Annotated in this window: 12 protein-coding genes; 6 read left to right on the forward strand and 6 right to left on the reverse strand. The window is 40.3% G+C overall.

Going from position 1 to position 15369, the window contains the following annotated elements; genetic code table 11:
- Nucleotides 1-7: 7 nt before the first annotated feature.
- Complete coding sequence (locus tag A587_RS0117145) at nt 8-3136, forward strand: lantibiotic dehydratase (protein ID WP_017218565.1); 3129 nt, start codon at nt 8-10, stop codon at nt 3134-3136.
- Between the two features lie 46 nt (nt 3137-3182).
- Here A587_RS0117145 and A587_RS0117150 read toward each other — a convergent pair whose 3' ends face one another.
- On the reverse strand, nt 3183-4736 hold the full coding sequence (locus tag A587_RS0117150) for an NAD(P)-binding domain-containing protein (protein ID WP_017218566.1): 1554 nt from the start codon (nt 4734-4736) through the stop codon (nt 3183-3185).
- A gap of 850 nt (nt 4737-5586) precedes the next feature.
- Here A587_RS0117150 and A587_RS25060 point away from each other — a divergent pair.
- From A587_RS25060 to A587_RS0117165, 3 genes are all read left to right on the forward strand, one after another.
- Nucleotides 5587-5739 (forward strand): hypothetical protein, encoded by a 153-nt coding sequence (locus A587_RS25060; protein WP_017218567.1) that lies wholly within the window; start codon nt 5587-5589, stop codon nt 5737-5739.
- Between the two features lie 11 nt (nt 5740-5750).
- Nucleotides 5751-6290, forward strand: a complete 540-nt coding sequence (locus A587_RS0117160; protein WP_157234672.1) for a hypothetical protein — start codon at nt 5751-5753, stop codon at nt 6288-6290.
- A 143-nt stretch (nt 6291-6433) separates the two neighbouring features.
- Nucleotides 6434-8512: a winged helix-turn-helix domain-containing protein gene (locus tag A587_RS0117165; RefSeq protein ID WP_017218569.1), complete on the forward strand. Its 2079-nt coding sequence runs from the start codon at nt 6434-6436 to the stop codon at nt 8510-8512.
- 32 nt (nt 8513-8544) lie between these two features.
- Here the strand turns inward: A587_RS0117165 and A587_RS25065 are convergent, their stop codons facing one another.
- On the reverse strand, nt 8545-8784 hold the full coding sequence (locus A587_RS25065; protein ID WP_017218570.1) for a hypothetical protein: 240 nt from the start codon (nt 8782-8784) through the stop codon (nt 8545-8547).
- Nucleotides 8785-9048: 264 nt separating this feature from the next.
- Nucleotides 9049-9270: a hypothetical protein gene (locus A587_RS24195; RefSeq protein WP_017218571.1), complete on the reverse strand. Its 222-nt coding sequence runs from the start codon at nt 9268-9270 to the stop codon at nt 9049-9051.
- A gap of 409 nt (nt 9271-9679) precedes the next feature.
- On the opposite strand from A587_RS24195, the gene A587_RS0117180 reads away from it, so the two are divergent.
- Nucleotides 9680-10747 (forward strand): ParB/RepB/Spo0J family partition protein, encoded by a 1068-nt coding sequence (locus A587_RS0117180; RefSeq protein ID WP_017218572.1) that lies wholly within the window; start codon nt 9680-9682, stop codon nt 10745-10747.
- 231 nt (nt 10748-10978) lie between these two features.
- Nucleotides 10979-11497, forward strand: coding sequence for a hypothetical protein (locus A587_RS0117185; RefSeq protein ID WP_017218573.1), 519 nt, complete (start codon nt 10979-10981; stop codon nt 11495-11497).
- Between the two features lie 49 nt (nt 11498-11546).
- Here A587_RS0117185 and A587_RS25210 read toward each other — a convergent pair whose 3' ends face one another.
- From A587_RS25210 to A587_RS0117200, 3 genes are all read right to left on the reverse strand, one after another.
- Nucleotides 11547-11720, reverse strand: coding sequence for a hypothetical protein (locus A587_RS25210; RefSeq protein WP_017218574.1), 174 nt, complete (start codon nt 11718-11720; stop codon nt 11547-11549).
- 235 nt (nt 11721-11955) lie between these two features.
- The gene (locus A587_RS0117195; RefSeq protein ID WP_017218575.1) at nt 11956-14502 is read right to left on the reverse strand and encodes a family 20 glycosylhydrolase; all 2547 of its coding nucleotides are present in this window, start codon (nt 14500-14502) and stop codon (nt 11956-11958) included.
- Entirely contained in the window at nt 14492-15367 is an 876-nt protein-coding gene (locus tag A587_RS0117200; protein ID WP_017218576.1) for an ROK family protein, read from the reverse strand. The genes A587_RS0117195 and A587_RS0117200 overlap by 11 nt, the downstream gene beginning before the upstream one ends.
- Between the last annotated feature and the right edge of the window lie 2 nt (nt 15368-15369).

Genomic DNA, 15369 nt, shown 5'->3' on the forward strand with positions numbered 1-15369 from the left:
AGTATCTATGCCAGCTAAAATAACAACAGACTCCTTTTTTGTTCTGCGAACACCAAAACTGCCGATTGAAACCTTGTTCAATCAGCAAGATAGTAATGCGATGTTAAGTGCCTGGCTTGCCACACCAGGGGTGATGGAAGCTTTGTACGTTGCAAGTCCATCTCTATTAGAGCGATTGGAACAGTGGCGTGAAAAGCCGAACTCCAAGCAGGGGAAAAAAGTCGCATTGGCGCTATTGCGATACCTCATTCGAATGTCTTCACGACCTACACCTTTTGGTCTTTTTTCTGGTGTCCATACGGGTAAAATCGGCTCAGAAACTCGTCTTGTGAGTGATAGCGCAGAGCATGATTCCCGCAAAACTCGCTTAGACATGTTTCTGCTGTCTGCAATTCGCTCTCATTTAGCAGAAACTGAAGCAAAATCAGATAATTTGTCTTATTTACCTAATCCATCTCATTACTTTATAGCAGATCAGTGCCGCTACATCGAAACTTACCTTTCTGATGACACTATGCAGTATCGCCTGAGTGCCGTTGATAGTGATGAGTACTTCATCACTATGCTGGAACTGGCGAAACAGAAGCTAAGCTTTTCTCAGCTCATTGAGCAATTTTGTTTGCGCTATAGTGAAGCAGAATATGAGGAAGTTAGTGCATACCTTGAAGAGCTCATCAGTGAAGGGGTATTAATTCCCGATATTCCGCTACCACTTACTGGTGAAAGTCCCGACATCGCGTTGATTAAAGCGTTGAAAAATGTTGCGCCTGTGGAAGTTTACGCCAAGTTGGAGCAGGCGAGTCATGACCTTGCAGTGATGGATGAAGCGGGACAAGCGAAGCCTGAGCAATACCAAGCCATTTTTAAATACCTTTCTGAGCTACCGGTTAAAGTTCAAGAAAACAAACTTTTCCAATCAGATACTTATCGCGCCTTTTTACATTGTGAAATGTCACAGCAAGAAGTTGCAAGGGTGAATAAACAACTGCAATTGATCGCGAGCTTAAATCGCAGCGCTAAGCATAACCCACTTGAAAACTTTATTAATAAGTTCAACACGCGGTTTGAAGGTCAATTTGTACCTTTGGATATGGTGTTGGATGATGAATCGGGTATTAGTGTCTCCACTGAAACTGGCTATGATGCCCCGCTAGTAGGTGGTTTACAGTTGGGTCGAGCGAGTAGTGGACAAGCTAGCGCCCCTGACTACACCGAACTGGATCACATTATTGAGCAGGCTGTGACATTGCCAAGTAATTTAGGCAAAAGCTGTGTGGTCCTGACCAGTAGCGAATTAAAGCAAAAAGTTAAGGATAAAGTAGAACTTAACTTGCCACGTTCAATGGCTGTGATGTTGAGTTTATTTGAGGACGAAAAGTCGAATCCTGTGTTCAAGTTCAATGGCTGTTATGGGCCGTCGGCTGCTAATCTTTTGGGTCGTTTTTGCCACCTTGATGAAACATTAAAAGAATCGGTTATTCATCATTTAGAGCAAGAGCATAGTCACAGTGAAGAGGTAATCTTCGCAGAAATTGTACATATGCCCGAGGGAAGGCCTGGTAACGTGATTGCGAGGCCGCATTTGCGACAATACGAAATCGTTTTTATGGCAGACAGTTCACTAGACCTTGAATACCAGATCCCGCTAAGTGATCTGTATGTTTGGGTCGAAAGCCAGCAGGTTAAACTCTGGAGTAAGCGACTCAATAAACGCATTATTCCGCGTTTGTCGAGTGCACATAACTTTTCTGCTCGAAGCTTGAGCGCATATAAATTCCTTTGTATGTTGCAGCATCAAGAAAGTGAAACGCCCAAGTTTTCACTGCCTTCGAGCCTAAGAAACGCAACTTATGTGCCGCGCATCATGTTAGATAACCTGATTTTACATGAGAAAACATGGCGTATTGAACGCAAAGAACTTGAAGCGTTATTAGTTAATCAACACATCGACGCAAATAAGCTTCAACAACTCAAAGAGAAGTATTTGTTAGATGATTGGGTCAGTTTTGCCGCAGGAGATAATGTTTTAACTTTGAACTTAAGCCAAAGTGCGATGGTAGAAGTGTTGCTGATGGAAACCAAAGGCCGCAATACGGTTGAGCTCAGCGAAGTATTGGCATATCAGCTGACGCCGCGTGTAACGGATGCACAAGGTCGTCATTACGCAAATGAAATCATTGTTCCTTTACTTAATGAGAATGCGACTCCCCATTCGCATTTTGCAGAAAAGCCACTAGAAAATATTACCGCCACACCAATCTCTCGGCGCTTCAGTGCAGGTTCCGAGTGGCTCAGCTTAAAAATATATTCAGGTAATACCATTGTTGAGCAGCTACTTTATGAGCAGTTATTGCCGCTTATTGAGGAAAATAGTGCATTGTTCGATAAGTGGTTCTTTATTCGCTATGGCGATCCGGATTGGCACCTACGCTTACGCTTCCAAGGCAAGCCAGCAGTGCTTTGTGGAGAGTTATTGCCAAAACTCAATCAGCTATTGTCACCTATGATAGAGAGCTCTCAGCTGCATAAAGTTGAATTAATGACTTATGAGCGAGAAGTCGAGCGCTACGGCGGTCCGCAATCGATGACTTTGATCGAAAGCTTGTTTATGTTTGACAGTGAGCTTATTGCGAAAAGTTGTCAGCTAGTTGAAGAATTCGGAGAAGATGTCCGTTGGCGTATCGTATTGGCTTGTACTAACCGTTTGCTTACACTGTTTGATTATGATGCGGAACAAAAGCTATCACTGATCTCTTCATTACGCGCGGGGTTTGGTAAAGAATTCAATGAGAGTAGCGCGCTTAGAAAGCAGCTCGGTAATCGTTATCGCGATCACCAAACGCAGCTCGATGATGACTTTACCAAGCTTAATATTGCGAGCTTGGCGCAATGTGATGAGACGCAACAAGCGATGTTGGCGCTGTTAGAGGCGTGGCAGAAGCAGGCAGAGCCAGTGGTGAAGGAAATTTTGACATTAGCAAAGTCAGGTTCACTTAATTTGAGTATACAATCATTACTCGGCTCTCTTTTGCATATGCATAACAACCGTATGTTTAAAGCTTATGGTCGAGAACAGGAATTTGTTATTCATGATATGTTGAGACGAAAGTACTTCTCTGAGTCTAAAGTTTCTTAGAGAATGAAAAAGGTTGGCTTGGTTGCCAACCTTTTTCATTTATGAGTTATGCTGACACTTTATTTTGCATTTTCTCACCAACAAGTTTTGGTAATACTCGCTCAATGAACTGTTGAAGTGGCTTAACGTGCGCTTCTACGTCAGTCCAGTCCGCTTCTAGGTCCTCAATAATATGATGAGTCTCTATTACTTCACCCTGATAGCAAAGTTCAATGATGGGGTGTAAGAATTTACTTAACTCCGCATCAGTCGCGTTGTCTTTATGCACTCGAACCTGATTGAACGGGTCGCCTTCAATTGGTGCACCAAAGTCTAATGCTATCTGCAAATGATAGTGATCACCTAGGTGAGCATGGAGGTACGGACTTGGCAGGTGCTTATAATATTGTGCCATACCGCTCTGTGATACCGTAACTGCATCTACCATGAAGCCATGTTGTTGCCATAGTGCGCTTGTCTCATTGATACGGTTCAGGATTGCACTGCCGATTGCTTCTGGCGTACCTAAGTGTTGGTCGCATGCAAGCGTAGTATCATGATGCTTTTGTTTTAGCATCTCGACTAAGGCGCGGCTATTGTATCTAAAGCCTGAGGTCGACTTACGATATTTGGTGGATTGTGTCAACGTGCCGGCAAAATAAAGGCCTTTTACATTGATGGATTCAAAGCTGCAATCTAGAGATGGGAAGCGGCCTTCAATCATGAGATCAGGTTTTGCACTATCGGCAAAAATACTGCTGTCCATGGCAAATCCAGTACAACAAATGATCTCGTCATACCCTATGGTTTCTTGCTCACCATTAGCATGAGCATAGCTAAAGTGCACGATAAAACGGTTGTCTTGTTTCTCAATACGCTTAATGTCAGCGTCTAAGATAGCGTTTTGCGACTTCAGTTGATAAGTATCTAGAATATTGTTGTTTACTGCACGTAGGTCGCCAACATAGTGGGTCTTCCATGCCATATCTAAAGGGTTTGGACTACAAACGTGGATTAGGCTGGTAGCAGGGATAAGGTGATCAGCCGTTTCGAAAGCTGAGTTTCCTTTACCGATAACAAGTACGCGTTTGTTTTCATATGGTGCCAAATCAATATTTAAGTCTGAGTATTGTGTAACTAGCTCTATTCCTTCGATCTTCGGAATATAAGGTTTAGGGACACCTGTGCTGACGATGACGCGGGCTGCTGTATATTGTTCATTATGAGTTGTGGTCACAACAAAGTGATCGGCAATCTTTTCGACGGATTTAACACGCTGGTTATAAGCAACATTTAGCTGATTTTGGTCAACATAATGGTTGAGGTATTTGACTAAGTTATCAGCACTTGGGAAAAAGTCGCGGTCAAAACTGGAAAAGTTGAGGCTGTAGTCATCAGTTAAAATGGAGTTCCAATCGTGTCTTAAGTTGAATTCAGGGTTTGTTGAGCCGGTAAATACTTTATTAATTGAAATTAGTTTCCGGTGAATTGGGAATGTTTCAAAAAAACATCCTGCGCGCTGACCTGACTCCAACATGAGGTAGGACAAGCCACTTTGTTTTAGGTGGTATGCGGTTTGGACCCCTGCTGGGCCTGCGCCAATAATAAGATAATCAAGCATGTTCGTTGTTCCTTGTTGGTGTTGGTGCTGCAACAACTACTCTAGACAGGGTAACGTTCCCCGCTTTCCCTATTGCAGTTATGATATTAATTTGTTGTATAATTGTTGTTTTAAAATGTGTATTAATTGTGTATTTGCAATGTTTTTTTTACCAACTGGGCGGTAACACGAATTCCAGTATGTATTTTTAGGGAGGGAGTCGCAGGTAGTGCAACTAAGGTAAGCAATGACTAAAAGCTAATAGTCGGTAATAGGTATTAGCTATGTACTATCTAGAGATATTCTTCAGTTTAGTGACTTTAGAATGCTCTCTTTGACTAAGCTAACTTACCTGCGGACGAGAGCAAATACTAAATAATATGAGAATTTTGATAAGTACATTGATATACCTTGAATTTGTTCAGTAGCAATATGTAAGTTGGGCTTGAAGTAGCATCTGGACTTACAGGAGCTAAGTAAAACTAAAAGGTTATTTAGAGCGTATAATTGGAGGAATTACAAATCTGCTATGTGGATCTAATGACCTAGTGGTCTTTAGGTAACAGATTTAGTTTTTTACCTTGTGTGCCTACTAGCTTGAAAAGCACTGCTATCCCGCCAATAAAACTAAAAGTTAGCATATTTTGTGAAAACTTTTTTATAAATATTATCGACAATAGCCACCTAAGAAATCATATTAAACATTATCTTCATCCATAATAAAGCTATAAATATCATTTTCTTATTTTTTTCTAAGGATTGATAATTACTGATTTTTACACTTTGTTTGTACTCTGGAGTGGGACGGTTGAGCTGAAAGGTCGACTGAGACTATAACTACGAAGAAACAAACATAAAAGGTGTAGACGTCATGCTGAAATTGAAATTTATAAAAAGAAATCTAAAAGAATTAAATGATAAAGGTCACTTTAATAAGTCTTTAACCAAAAAAGTTGTAGGCGGTAATACGGACGGTATTGTGACTACCACACATAGTGTCGCTGATCCAGAACCTAAACTTTAGAATTGTTAGTAATGAATGTAGGAAAGGCATTATTAGGGTGCTTCACTACATATTCTTTAATGATCTCTGCTTCTACTTCACCATCTTTTACTATTGAAGTAGAGCCTCCAAGAGTTGAACTCGTGTATGCATATGAAAATGCGATTGCTTTTGAGTTTTTAGCTTCGGAAAATGTAGAAGTTTTTGAAGGAGATATTTTAATTAAGTATATCAATGAAAAAAATGAAGAAAAAAAAATATTAGCCACATCATCCAGCTTAGTTAATTGGATAAGAAAGCATAGCTTTGATCAACAAGGGTTTAGCTCTGGTGATTTACTTATGAAATTGAAGAGTAGGACGGTTTATGGTGTTATCAGGATGCCTAGCGATACTGATGAAGGTTTCAAGGTTGGACAAATAGTAACACTATGTAATAGAGGGGTATCTGCGAAAGTTATTATCCAGAGCAAAGAAAAAGGAAGCTATACGTTTGTAGCTAATGATGTGTCATTTGAGTGGCAATCAAAAATCGACATCAATATTATGGATGATAATCATGGTTGTGTGTAGTTTTTTTGTTGCATTTGTTAGTATTGTGTTTTATTGTTGTGGTTGTTTTGTTTGGGTTTTATTTATTTTCGCTATGTAATTGTTGAGTTATTGTACTTATTGAGTAGAATGATTAAGTAGATATTTATAGCTAAAAGTAAATAATGAACGAAGTGAGTTTTTCAAGGAAAGTTAGAGAAGTTCGATTTGGTGAATGGGTTTTGGACCCCAAGTCACAAAGAATATTTGATGGCGAAGTCTCCAGAGAATTGGAGCCTCTTATCTTTAAACTACTTTGTTATTTTATTGTTAACAATGAGTCGGTCGTAACAAGGCAAGACCTTGTTGAGAGTGTTTGGTGTCAGCGCTATGTAGATGATAATGCTATCAATCGCGCTATGTCAGAACTAAGAAAGATCTTACGTTCAAACAAGCAGCAAGGTATTGTGGTTAAAACGCACTACAGTAAAGGTTATAGCTTTTTCCTTGAGCCTGAAATCATTTATTTCGAAAACACATCCGAGTCTTATCCTCACGATAGTGCGCCAAAAATTTTTCCCCCTCGTACGGCGTTTATTTTCTATTTTGTACTTGCCATGCTAATCACAAGTCTGATATTCGTATTTATATCGTTTAAAACACGTGATGTAGATGTGAGAGAAGTTAGTGTTGATGAGAAAACAATTTCTTGGCTTGAAGGTAGCTACAACTCGATCATCATACACCCATCTGAACGATTTATTGCTTTTGAATTTACTCCTGAAGGGAAAGGGTTTTCTAGTGTTATCGTTAGAAATTTAGTGACAAATCAAGAAAATATGATTTCACATCAAGATGTTAATCTTTCTCCTTCAGGTTGGTCTTTAAAGTCGAGCGAGCTTTTCGTCAAAAAGATTAGAAACAACCAATGTGAAATTTGGAAAGTTGACTTAGAGGATAAGGAAAAGTCTCAAAAGTTTGTTATGAATTGCGATGAACGACAGCGTGTAATGGCCGGAATAAGCGATGAAACAATAATATATTCTAAGTTTGGCTATAGAAATAATAATAACTTATCTACAGTTGTGATTAGAAATATAAAGTCAGGTGATGAATACCAGATCACTTCTCCAAGTCTTAGCTCATTTGGAGATAACTTTCTTTACTTTGATGAACAGGGCAAGAAGGTATACTTTGAGCGAGTGCAGTTTGGATTTACGGAATTAATGGTGACAGACATTGAAGGTACAGAGGTAAAAAGCTTATATAAAACAGAAGGAAGAATATGGAGAGTGAGTTACGATAAAGAGAATGACTCAATATCGTGGTTTGATAATATCAATCAGGCTATAGTCTACTTTTCGTTGAATAAGTTTTCTGTATCAAAAGTCGAAAAGTTAGATAAGAAAAGCGCTTACTCGCTCGCGTACAATTTGAGTAATAACAAGATTATAGCTGTGAGTGTTCCATACTCTTTTGATATTTATGATTTCGATTTGCAAGAAAGGAAATTCAGTCCTCTCTACGTGAGTAGCGAAGATGAATTTAAGGCGATCTACAAAGGTGAATTCAATGCTTACCTTAAGAAACACAGTAATGGGTCTAAAGAATTAGTACTTACAGGTTCTGGAATTGACAGTGAGGAACCTTGGATGGTAGGAAATATTTTAGACTTTGATCTTGCTGAGAAATCAAAAACGGCGCTCTTCCTATATAAGGATTCATTTAAGGTCTATGACCTAATAACTCGAGAATTGCGAGCCGAGGTTACACTAAAAAACTACCCAATAAGTATAGGATTTAAATCTGAAAATGTTGTTTTTGGCTTAATAAAGAATGACAAATTGAGACAGAACCAAGCATTTCTCTATGACCTAAATGCTATGAAAATGATTCTTTTACCCTTAGACAAGGTGAGCTGGTTTGCCCCCTATAAAAATGGAAGTTATATATATGTCGATGTTGAAGGAAGTGTCAGGGTTAAAGAGAGTGATGGGAGTACTAAAAATGTAGCCAACATAACAAAAAGCTATTTTATAGATTCCTTTGCATTAAGAGAGGGTGAGCTGTTTCACTCGGACGGAAAGAACATATTCAAATATAGATTTGAATTGGGTGATTTTAAACCTGAGCTCATAACATCCGAATTACCTAATAATATGTTTATTAATAATATATATATACTTCAGGGAAGTTCAAAGCTAGTTTTAGATACCGTCAGTGTATCTTCAAATTCACTAATTTATGCAGATACTAATCGATGAGTATGTGTACTAGCTCAGACTTGACCTGACAGTTACCCGTTTTTCAATCGGTGACTGTCAGCCTCGATTTGGGCTAAATTCTTTTCAACCCAGATCGATTTCCCATCTAATAATGTTTCAAATGGCGTTCTACCACAGCATTTTTTCCTTGATGAGTTCGAGTGCTTTAGGCTAAGCGTTGCAAACATATCTTTTAGCTTATGGTTTTCTTCTTCAAGCTCTTTGAGGCGTTTAATATCAGACGCTTCCATACCATACATGCTATGTATCATTATATTCTTTAAACAGCGCATCTCATTCGTGAGACATTAATTAGAGCTTATAATCACAGTGTGCTCTGGAAATATTAGGCTATATGCAAATAAATAAACACAAAAGAAGGCGCAATATTATTGAGATTGATTGGCAATTAAGCCGTGCATAAAGCCAACAAGCTCAGACTGACTCGTTTATTATAATTTTGCGGTCAGTCAGGCTTGTCGGAATTATATGAGTGGGTACTTTTACCTAGTTTAAATTGACACACTCAGAGCGCTTTAAGCTAGGTCAGTTATAAAGCCTTGTGTATCAAATTCTTTATGCAAATCGGTATCAAGTAGCCCTTGTATTGCACTGGAACTAATGAAAACACCATCTAAGCCGTTTGCTTGTCCCTTAGAGTAGCCATGACTATATGCCCACTTGATTAGCTGGTACTCTCTGCTTGAAAGTGTATGATTAAATGTTTCTTCTATTTTTATCGCTGTATTTTGTTTCATGAGTAACCTACTTTGCTGTTGAGCTTTAACATGAAGTACGGCTCGATGTTGAAGTTATGTACCTATATATTATCTTTAAGGTTACAGAGGAAAAGTTTTATTTGGTACTTATGAATTCTTATCTACCCTAGCAAACGTTCAAGTTTAAAGTTTTGATTTTTAAGCTTTTATTTTTATTTTCTGATTTTTGGTGGGAGCATGGGAAATTAGTGTGGGGCGTTAGTGTCAATTTGTAACGTAGTAATTATTTTACTAAAAGATACTAAACCCTTTTAAGTTGCAATATAATGACGCACTTTACTTTTGTCCTTAGATAGCATCTGAGCTATTAAATTTTATAGGGAGCGTGCCTTACAGGCGTGCAACCTGTTTGTTGTACCTAAATATTAATACGGAGTCATCAGGAATCATGGCTGAAAACCTTGAACAGCTTCTACTTGCGACACTGAATAACAAAGAGTTTCTGCATAGTGAATCATTTGAGTATAAATCACTTTTTCTCAGCTCGGTTACTCCGGACATTTCCAACGCTAGGTTTATGCCATGTATTTTTATTGAAGATGAACATGCAAAACAGTTTATATCTAGAGCGATATCTAAGCGTAAACTATGTGATCTATACAACGGGGAGAACTATGTTCTTGTTGGTAAATCTTGCATCATAAATTGTCTTAAATATGGCTCAAGTGAATGGAAAAAGGCGAATACAACAATTGAGTCAATCGTTGAGCTTGGAGAAAATATTGCTGTTTCTGAAATGATCCAAGTGCCTACGGTATACCCTATCGATGATGGAAAGTATCAGATACTAACTGGACACAGACGCTTTTTTGCACTGGTTTTCGCTTATGGGTTTGGCCATGTTGCTCAGTTTAAAGTCTATGCGCGCAAGCCTATACTCTCAAAAGTTAAACAGTTTCAAGAAAATGCTAGTAGAGAGGATCTTCCTCAATACGGTAAGCTTCAAGCATTTTTGGCTGCGATGATGGAAGTTGACTATTTGGATCAAGCTCGCCTTAAAATTGGTGAAAAGCGAATTACAGTTAGGGAAAAGACAAAATATCTTGGTATTTCTTTTGGGGCTTTTGATAACTACAATGTTTTAACAAGGTACCCAGAGGTCATTCGAGCATACGAAAATGGATTAAGCTTTTCTTTTGTAAAAGTAAAAAAGATCGTTTTGAAAATTGAAAATGATTACAAGGTCCAACACGATAAAAAAGTATTGAATATTGGTGACCGAAAAGCGATTGGTGCAAAAATCTCAGATGTACTAGAGGGGAAAGCTGCCACTAGTATTGAAAAACAGAACTACATTATTAAGAATATCTCTTCGAGTTCATTGCTTAAAAAGCTTTTATTTACTGATATTTCTGAATTAGACCTTGGTGTTGATTGGGAAAATGTAAATTGGGAAGATCGGGCTCAAGTGACTACTTTAATCGCTGAAGTAATTGAGTTTTTAGATAATAATTAATGTTATAGTTAAAGCATATTTGGTGTAATGTTATCTCGCACTTTTTTGTTGTGTTATAAAGTTACATTTGATGTTTGAATGGATTCTCGTAATTTTCCTTAGTTTTTTGTAGCTCAAGCAGTTTAGCTATTACCGTTTATATTAGACACTGCCCCACATGGGGATTGACTAGCTACGCAAATCTTAGTATTGAGTTTTATACTGAGTGAGACACAATCAACGGAAATAAAAATGATGAAAAAATTCGGGCTCGCCATATTGGTGGTATTCAGTACGCTATCTTGGGCTAATGAAAAATTAAATGAAGAACTCTCGGTGTTTACACCTTATCTTGGTACTTGGCAATCGGACTTTGACGTGCCTTCAGATAAACCAAAGATGCAGGATGTCAGTCACTGGGAACGGGCTTTAAATGGAACAGCCGTTCGTACCTTACATTCAATCAACGATGGCATGTACGGCGGAGAGTCATTAATTTTCTGGGATAAAAGTAAAAACAGTCTAGTGTTTTACTATTTTACGACGGCAGGATTTTACACCCAAGGAACAATGGAAGTCCTGAACCAGAGCGAGTTTGTGGCATACGAAGAGGTTATCAATAACAAAGATGGTATTACAAAGGTGAAATCTATCAGTAAGTTTGAGAGTGGTCAATTTACGGTGTCGACACAATACTTGAAAAACGGCGAGTGGACTGAACCTGAGTCGAGAATTTATACAAAAAGCGACAAAAAAGTTAAATTTAAGTAAGCTTTAAAGTGCCTCCTTGGAGGCACTGAACTGTATTATTTACTCTCGATTAGTAAATATCAGGGCAAGTATGGCGACCACACGTATTGGCAACACAATGCGTTAGCCTGTCTTGGCTGAAACGAAGCGCGCCGCCTGCAACCTGTGGAGTCATTACTGCTGGAACAGTTTGCTTATCAGCTGATAGAGCTTTGATTTTTTTCTTGTTTAACGATAATTTCATTTCAGTATTCCTTCTAAATTATAGACTCTGATTGAGCTCATTATATTGTAGTTATGTCATCCGATTTATTCTTCAATGAACAAAAAAGTAACACAACAACTAAGCTAAAACATATTTATTACTTTTTCAACATTTTGCTATTAATTACATTTTTTCAACGTTCTTTTGCGTCTGATAATGGTGATAGAGATGCTAAGCACTAAGTGGGCTTAGCATCACATGTCGATCTTATTCGTTATTTTTTCTCTAAACTCAAAGCTCGTCCTTTGCGGCCGGAGTTTGGCTGCGCTGCTCTAAGCGCCTGTACTTGATTAAGTGAGGTATTGAAGGGCACCCAGTTGCCGTTTTCAAGCTGTGCTTCGATAACAAAACCCGGGATGGCAGTAAAAGCGTCGAGTTTTGCTCCAGATAGCTGTTTTGCGGCGACGACAGGGATGCGAAACTCAATTCCGGCTTGTGCTAATTTAGGCAGCTCTTGAAGGCCCAAAATAGCCACGAATCGTTGCCAATCAGCCTCACGTTGCGCCTGTAGCTTAGCCGTAAAATATCCGCTAGACTGGCTGTATATACGACCTGCTTGGTACGGTAATTCCCACTCGGCATGGTGCCATGCTCGCTCTGCAAGGGCCAATAGCCGTGGATAAAGCATGTATTCGGCTTGTGCATCACTGCGCAGCATTTCACTCCATAAGTGCCCTTGTAGCCCGGCAAACTTAACCCCTTTGTTTAGTGATGAGTCGCTGTCGTTAGCTATGTAGGCGTGGTGATTGGTATTTTTCCAGATCTCTGCATGCGCAGGGAGGTTGTCTGGCATAAATTCAAACATCTTTTTGCTTTCGATAGCGCGACTTGCCCAGTGATTACCACGCTCTTCTGGGTGAGATTGATATGGAAAGTCAAAGTAGGTTACATCAGGGCTAGACAAGACAACCTGCCAGCCCTGATTGGCGAAGCGATGCGCGACGGCGTGCCCGTTTTCGCTTAATGTCGCCCAAGCATTGCTCTGTACGTTTGCTGGCATATTTGCAGCACGTACATCACCTAAACCGTCGCTCCACCCTGCAACCTGTATTCCTTTTTTATCAAGTAATTTTGCGATCCGCTCAATGAAGTAACCGTTAAAGTTAGTAAAATCTTTCACGCTTGCCTGCAATTTTTTACAAGCCGGCGACTCTAGCCAAGCACCTGCGGTTTCATCTGCACCTATATGGTAAGTGTTGAGTGGTACACCTGCACGGTCATGCAGCACTTTTACTTCGCTTAATACTTTGTCGATAAAGGTGTAAGTGTTTGCAATACAGACATTTAGCGTGTTGTCGTTGTAATGTTGAATGGAGCTATAACGCGTCTTGTCAGCAGCTTCTACTAACCGGTACTGCTGTGCATCCTCTGGTTTGCCTTGTGCCGTCAGCTTTTTATATCGCGCCTCCATGGCGATGATTGCAGCACGTGAGTGACCAGGCATATCTAATGAGGGTAACACCTCGATATGATGCGCCTTGGCATAGCGCAGGATCTCAATATAATCCTCTGCAGAGTAAAAGCCATTCACTTGCGCGTTTTTATCATTCCCTGCGCCTAATTGCGGCAATAGGCAGCGAGTTTCGGTCAAATCAAAGCAGCGGTACGCGCCGATAGAGGTGAGTTCATCAAGACCGTCGATGGCTAAGCGCCAGCCTTCATCATCCGCTAAATGAAGGTGCAGTTTATTTAGCTTGTACGCTGCCATCTGTTCAATGGTTTGTAAAATAAAGGCTTTGGAGCGGAAGTTGCGGGCAACATCGACGTGTAAACCACGAAAGTCATACCTTGGTGTATCAATAATATCCACCATGGGAATACTCAAATCATTGATATCCAACAGTCCTGCAAGGCTTTGTAGCGCATAAAATGCAGCGGCGCTGTTATTGGCTTGGATTGAGATGTTATTTTTGCCGACCGTCAGTTGATAATGTGGACTTGATTGTTTATTTGGCTTTACAGCGACATTAACTACAAGTCCGTCCTTGGTGCTTTTTACCCCGAGGGTATTGAGTCGCTGTTGTGCCATGGCGATAGCATCAGCTGAAATACCTGAAAGTTGCAGATTAATACCGGCTGCTAGATTGAGTCGTTTATCGGACAGCACTGTCAGTTGTTTGGGCTTTGGTATCAGCCCAATTGCAGCATTGAGCGTTGGCTTCACTTGATGTTGATATAAGTATTCGCTGCCCATCCACGGCGTGTCATCTTTACTGCTGGTTTGCAGCTGGTTGAGCGTATCAAATGACGTCAGATAAGGTTGTAGCTCAAGTCCTGTGTCGTTATCGTGCTGGGTTTGCGTGCTTTTGATCACTTGTGGGGTGAGCTTAAGCTGCGCGTCCGTTACAACATAATTTGGCATAAATTCCGAGCGTGTAACCTGAGAGTCCTTGGTATAAAAGCGCACGGTAGTGGGAGTACTTGAAAACCCACTAAACCCTGCTGCAGGCGTGATTTTGTGAATATCACCATTGATATGGGTGATGGCAAAGTTATCGCCCTCAACTTGGTAAATCGGCATCAGTTGGCTAAAAAAGATAGCAAAGTCATTATTTGCCTTGGTATTTTCTGTAGCTACGCTAAAACTCAGCTCTGAGTAATAGCATTTTTGTTGTGCCTTGGGGCAGGTGCTTGGCTTGCTATCTAGCAAGGTGTACTTCACATCAAGATTCTGGCCTAACCAGTTTACTGCGGTTTGGTCGAGCGCATAAAGGGGTGACGACACCCCAAAAAGTAGGGCCATAAGCCGATTAAACTTCATTGGCTAGTTCCTTGTTATCATGGTTAATTTTATTGTGTTGAAACAATCCGTATGCCCCTAAAAGTGGCGCGTGATTTAAGGTGCTTGGAATGACACGAACGGATTGATATAAAGCATTGCCAAGCAACTGCTGCATCTTGGCTTCAAGTGCGGCGTTAAAATAGTCATATGAATGCGTCACGGAGCCGCCTAGTACAATGACATCTGGGTTCAGCACCATGACTACTTGCGCGAGTGCATGACCAACGTGACCGCCAAAAGTCTCAAATTGTTGTAGTGCAAATGGGTCGCCACTGCGTGCTTGTTCGGCCAACCATCTCCCTTCAATTCCTTGTCGCCCAAAGAATTGTCCTGAAGCATAATCTTCAATAATTCCATCAAGATAGCTTAAGTTGCCTAGCTCTCCTGCAGCACTATGGTTACCCGTATATAAATTACCGTTAAACACAAAACCGGCACCAATGCCTGTGCCAAGGCATACGCCAATTAGGTTGTTGGCATGGTGGCCACCATATAAGTATTCACCAAATGCAAAGCAGTTTGCGTCATTATGGACAACAACGGGCAAAGAAAAGTGCTGTTCTAACAATCCCTTCAGAGGCACATTTTGCCAATGAGGAATATTTTGTGTTGTCAGCACGGTGCCGCTGCACACATCCAGTGTGCTTGGTACGCCAATCGCAATACCAGTTGTTTCGGTCGTTAGGTTTTCTTCAATTAAACGGATAACAAAGGCATTAACTTGGTCTAAGTTGGCCTGACTAGGCACCGCATACTGGCGTACCTGCTCGACCTGAGTGTGGGCAACCGAAGCCACAAGCGCTTTGGTGCCTCCCAAGTCAATACATAACAAAGAGTGATTCATCG

The sequence above is a fragment of the Pseudoalteromonas sp. NJ631 genome (genome assembly GCF_000276645.1).
Classification (GTDB): Bacteria; Pseudomonadota; Gammaproteobacteria; order Enterobacterales; family Alteromonadaceae; genus Pseudoalteromonas; species Pseudoalteromonas piscicida.